The sequence below is a fragment of the Streptomyces alkaliphilus genome, from assembly GCF_014141535.1.
In the GTDB taxonomy this organism is placed as follows: Bacteria; Actinomycetota; Actinomycetes; order Streptomycetales; family Streptomycetaceae; genus Streptomyces; species Streptomyces alkaliphilus.
This window is the reverse complement of record NZ_VKHT01000410.1, coordinates 1-4,374: the sequence shown is the minus strand read 5'-3', so window position 1 is coordinate 4,374 and position 4,374 is coordinate 1. Positions and strand designations below refer to the sequence as shown.

5 protein-coding genes are annotated in these 4,374 nt (G+C 74.0%); 1 reads left to right on the top strand and 4 read right to left on the bottom strand.

The window, feature by feature from the left end; all coding sequences use genetic code 11:
* The coding region (locus FNQ90_RS27405) for a hypothetical protein (RefSeq protein ID WP_228471158.1) at nt 1–459 on the bottom strand (459 nt) is incomplete at its 3' end.
* On the opposite strand from FNQ90_RS27405, the gene FNQ90_RS13975 reads away from it, so the two are divergent.
* Nucleotides 449–976 carry a hypothetical protein gene (locus FNQ90_RS13975; RefSeq protein ID WP_228471156.1) on the top strand — a complete coding sequence of 176 codons (528 nt, stop codon included), beginning with the start codon at nt 449–451 and terminating at the stop codon, nt 974–976. The genes FNQ90_RS27405 and FNQ90_RS13975 overlap by 11 nt on opposite strands.
* A 188-nt stretch (nt 977–1,164) precedes the next feature.
* Here the strand turns inward: FNQ90_RS13975 and FNQ90_RS13970 are convergent, their stop codons facing one another.
* From FNQ90_RS13970 to FNQ90_RS13960, 3 genes are all read right to left on the bottom strand, one after another.
* The gene (locus FNQ90_RS13970; protein ID WP_182606681.1) at nt 1,165–1,770 is read right to left on the bottom strand and encodes a flavodoxin family protein; all 606 of its coding nucleotides are present in this window, start codon (nt 1,768–1,770) and stop codon (nt 1,165–1,167) included.
* 151 nt (nt 1,771–1,921) lie between these two features.
* Complete coding sequence (gene cobJ / locus FNQ90_RS13965; RefSeq protein ID WP_407699364.1) at nt 1,922–3,487, bottom strand: precorrin-3B C(17)-methyltransferase; 1,566 nt, start codon at nt 3,485–3,487, stop codon at nt 1,922–1,924.
* A gap of 83 nt (nt 3,488–3,570) precedes the next feature.
* Complete coding sequence (locus FNQ90_RS13960; protein ID WP_182606679.1) at nt 3,571–4,197, bottom strand: precorrin-8X methylmutase; 627 nt, start codon at nt 4,195–4,197, stop codon at nt 3,571–3,573.
* Nucleotides 4,198–4,374: the final 177 nt, after the last annotated feature.

Below are 4,374 nucleotides of genomic sequence, written 5' to 3'. Positions count from 1 at the left end.
GAGTATGGGGCCGAGGTTCGCCCCCGGCCCCGCACTCGGTGCTGCCGAGTGTGGAGTCCGCGGCCCGTCGAGCGACTCGCCCATCCCGGTGCGGTCCGTGTTCGGAGCAGAGTTCATTACCTCTTGGGTGTAACCATCTCTGCACGCGTGTGTCGCCATGTCGGTGTGGACCGCACCGAGCAGGTGATCATCCTTTTCGGCGTCGCCGCCGACCAGTGGGGTCCGGTCACCGCTGCCCGGGCCAAGAAGCTCGGTCTCAATGCCGTTCAACTCAAGCGTCTGACCGGGGTCGGCCTGTCGACTGCACGACCTCGGCGACATTCCGGCTTCCGGCGTGGAGATCAGCGTGCCCCGCCGGCACACCACGGTTGAGCCGTTCGTCCACCTGCGCACCGCTCGGCTCGACACGGCGGACATCACCGTCGTCGACGGGCTGCCGGTGACCACCGTGGAGCGCACCGTCGTCGATCTCCTGAAGGCGAAAGCCGATGGCGGTCACGTCGGTGGGGTGATCGCCGACGCCGTGCGCCGAGACCTGGTGAACATCGACAAGCCGGCCGAGCGCGTTCAGCCGTTCGTCCGCAGGTACGGCCTTCCCCCGTCCACCACGGGACGCGAGTTGGTCGATCACCTCGTGGAACAGGCGGGTCGGTACCCGCGCTTCCGGCAGTGGGCGGGGCCCGTACAGGTGCACCAAGCCATCGCCGCCGGCCCGCCGGAGGCGGGAGACGACGCGGAGAGCCCCGCCCTGCACAGCGCGACGGATGCCGTGGCCGCACGCATCATCGAATTCGGCTTCCGGGAGCTTGCGGCAGCGCAGCGCGCCGGGCGTGATACCACCGCGAGGACCGTTACCCGGGCGGCTGTCAATGAGGCGATTCACAGGGCTGTGCGTCAACTGCGGGATTCACCGGAATGGGTGGATTTCCTCGCGGGGATTTCCGTGAGTACCGGCTCGGTACCGCCACATCGGTAGGCCCTCTCCCTCGAGGGCCTGCCCGTGGCCGAGCAGCGGATCGGGAGCCTTCCCGGGGCCCTCATCAGGTGATTCGGCGGGCGGCGGCCGGCTTCGCGAGCATAACGGGCCGGAGCCGCCCCGGGCGGGGGGAGAGGAGCCGTGAACCACCGGGGCCCCCGGCCACGTCCCCGCCCGGAGCCCGGTGCTCAGGACGGCGGGGGGCCGATCGGGTTGGCGGCCAGGGCCCGGGCGACGGCGTGCAGGTTGGCCGCCATCGCGCGCCCCGTGGAGGCGGACCACTCGTGCCCCTCGTCGGTGTCCGAGTAGCTCGGGCCGGGGCCCGGGCCCCGGTTCCAGTAGGTCCACGCCTGGCCGGGGATGGTGTAGCCGATGTCGATGAGGCCACCGGCGATCTCCGAGATCACGTGGTGGGCGCCGTCCTCGTTGCCGGTCACCACCACACCGGCGACGCGGTTGAACGCGACGGGGCGTTCCTCCTCGTCGGTCTCGCTCATCATCATGTTCATCCGCTCCAGCATCCGCTGGGCGATGGAGGAGGGGTGACCCACCCAGGTGGGGGTGGCCACCACGAGGACCTCCGAGTTCACCAGTCGTTCGTGGACCTCCGGCCACCGGTCGTCCCCGCCGAGGTCCGTCCCGATTCCGGGCGGGATGTGGAGGTCGGCCAGGCGGAGACCGGTGACCTCCACGTCCCTCTCCCGCAGGGCCTCGCTCACGACCTCGGCGAGACGCTCGGTGTTCGACGGTTCGGGGGAGGGCTTCAGGGTGCAGTTGAGGACCAGCGCGCGCACGGCTCTCCAGACGTTCCGGGGTGAATACGGGCCGTCCGACCCGTGTCCGGCACGGTAGGGCCGCCCTCCGGGGGCGCCGGGACAGGCACGCCGTGCGACGTCCCGGCGCGACCCCATCGGGGCCGTGCCGGGACTCCGGTCGGCGGGTCGATCAGCGGGACGGGTAACGGCGCGGGGTGTGCACGGCGTCGCCGCCGGGGCGGGGGACGAGCGTGGTCAGCGAGGAGCCGACCAGCAGGATCGTGCGCATGTCCACGTCCGCCGGGTCCAGGTCGGTCAGGCGCACGGTGCGCACCCGTTCCCCCGGTCCGCCCACGTCCCGGGCCAGCACCACGGGCGTGTCGGGGGCCCGGTGTTCCAGCAGCACCTCGCGGGCCTTGCCGACCTGCCAGGTGCGGGACCGCGAACCGGGGTTGTACAGCGCCAGCGCCAGGTCCGCGCCGGCCGCCGCGCGCAGCCGCTCCTCGATCACCTCCCACGGCTTGAGCCGGTCGGAGAGGGAGATCACCGCGTAGTCGTGGCCCAGCGGGGCGCCCACCCGGGAGGCGGCGGCCTGCGCGGCCGTCATGCCCGGCACGACCCGCACCGGAACCCCGGTGTACGGGTCGCGGCAGGCGACCTCCAGCACGGCGCTCGCCATGGCGAACACTCCCGGGTCGCCGGAGGAGACCACGGCGACCCGGCGGCCCCGGCGGGCGAGGTCGAGGGCGAACTCGGCGCGTTCGGCCTCCACCTTGTTGTCCGAGGGGTGACGTCGTTGGCCGGGGCGGCTCGGGACGCGGTCCAGGTAGGTGGTGTAGCCGACCAGGTCGTCGGCGTCGGCGAGGGCGCCGCGCGCCTCGGGGGTCAGCCAGCGGGGGCCGGCCGGGCCGAGGCCGACGACGACCACCAGCCCGCGCGGTGCCGGATCCGAGGCCGCCGTGTCCGGCGTGTCCGGCGTGTCCGGCGCGCCGGTGGCGTCCGTCGCGTCCCGCGCACCCGTCGTCGCCGTCGCCGCGCCCGCCGGGGCCGGGTCCGTCGCGCCCACCCGGCTCGGCAGCACCGCCAGCGAGAAGTACGGCACCGAGTCGGCGTCCACGTCGACGAGGAACCCGGTGCGCTCGTCCTCCATGGTGGCCCGCTCCACGTACCGGGCCTCGGCCAGCCGCCCGGAGGCCTCCAGCGCCCGTCGCACGGCCGGGAAGGTGCGGCCCAGCTTCATGATCGCGACGGCGTCACCCGCCTCCAGGCGGGCCGTCAGCTCCTCCTCCGGGAGGGTGCCGGGCAGCACGGTGAGGGTTTCCCCGCCCTCCACCAGGGGTGTGCCCAGCCGGGCCGCCGCCGCGCCGACCGAGGTCACGCCGGGGATCACCTCGGTGGGGAAGCGGTGCGCCAGCCGCTTGTGCATGTGCATGTAGGAGCCGTAGAACATCGGGTCGCCCTCGGCGAGGACGGCCACGGTGCGGCCCGCCGCGAGGTGGCCGGCCAGTCGTTCGGCGGCCTCCTCGTAGAACTCCTCGATCGCCCCCCGGTAACCGCCCGGGTGATCGGTGGTCCCGGTGGTGACCGGGTAGATCAGGGGCTCCTCGACGTGGTCGGGGCGCAGGTACCGTTCGGCGATGGAGCGGGCGATGGAGCGCCCCTTCCGCGCGCCGTGGTACGCCACCACGTCGGCGTCGGTGATCACCTCGACGGCCCGGACCGTCAGCAGGGAGGGGTCGCCCGGGCCCAGGCCCACGCCGTACAGTCGGCCGGTGCCGGTGGCACCCCCGCTCCCGGGGACGGCGTCGTTCCCGGTGGTTCCCCCGTCGGTCGGCACGCTCACTCCTCCTCGCTCGCGATCGCGTTGATCGCCGCCGCAGCCATGGCGCTGCCGCCGCGCCGGCCGCGCACCACCAGGTGCTCCAGTCGGGCCGGGTGCTCGACCAGGGCGTCCTTGGACTCGGCGGCGCCGATGAAGCCGACCGGTACGCCGATGACGGCGGCCGGGCGCGGCGCGCCGTCGCCGATCATCTCCAGCAGCCGGAACAGCGCGGTGGGGGCGTTGCCGATGGCGACGACGGCGCCGTCCAGCCGGTCTCCCCACAGGTCGAGGGCGGCGGCGCTGCGGGTGGTGCCCATGAGGGAGGCGAGCCCCGGCACGGGGGCGTCCCGCAGGGTGCAGATCACCTCGTTGTCGGCGGGCAGTCGGCGGCGGGTGACGCCCGCCGCGACCATCTCGGCGTCGCAGAGGATCGGCGCGCCGACGTTCAGCGCGGCGCGCGCCCGGGCCACCACGTCGGAGGAGTGGGCCAGGTCGCGGACCAGGTCGGTCATGCCGCAGGCGTGGATCATGCGGACCGCGACCCGTGCGACGTCGGCGGGCAGGCCGTCGAGGTCGGTCTCGGCGCGGATGGTGGCAAAGGACTGGCGGTAGATCGCGGCGCCGTCCTTCTCGTACTCGATCACTGTGTCTCGTCGCCTCGGGGCCGGGGTCGGGTGGGGGTGCGAGCCGGGGCGCCGGCGCCCCGGTCCCGGGAGGACCGGGGTGGTCGGGGCGGCTCGGCGCGCTCGCGGGTCGGGTGCCGGACGCGGTGGACGTCGCGGCACGCGGACGGTGGTCGCGGTACGGGCGCGGGCTTCCTC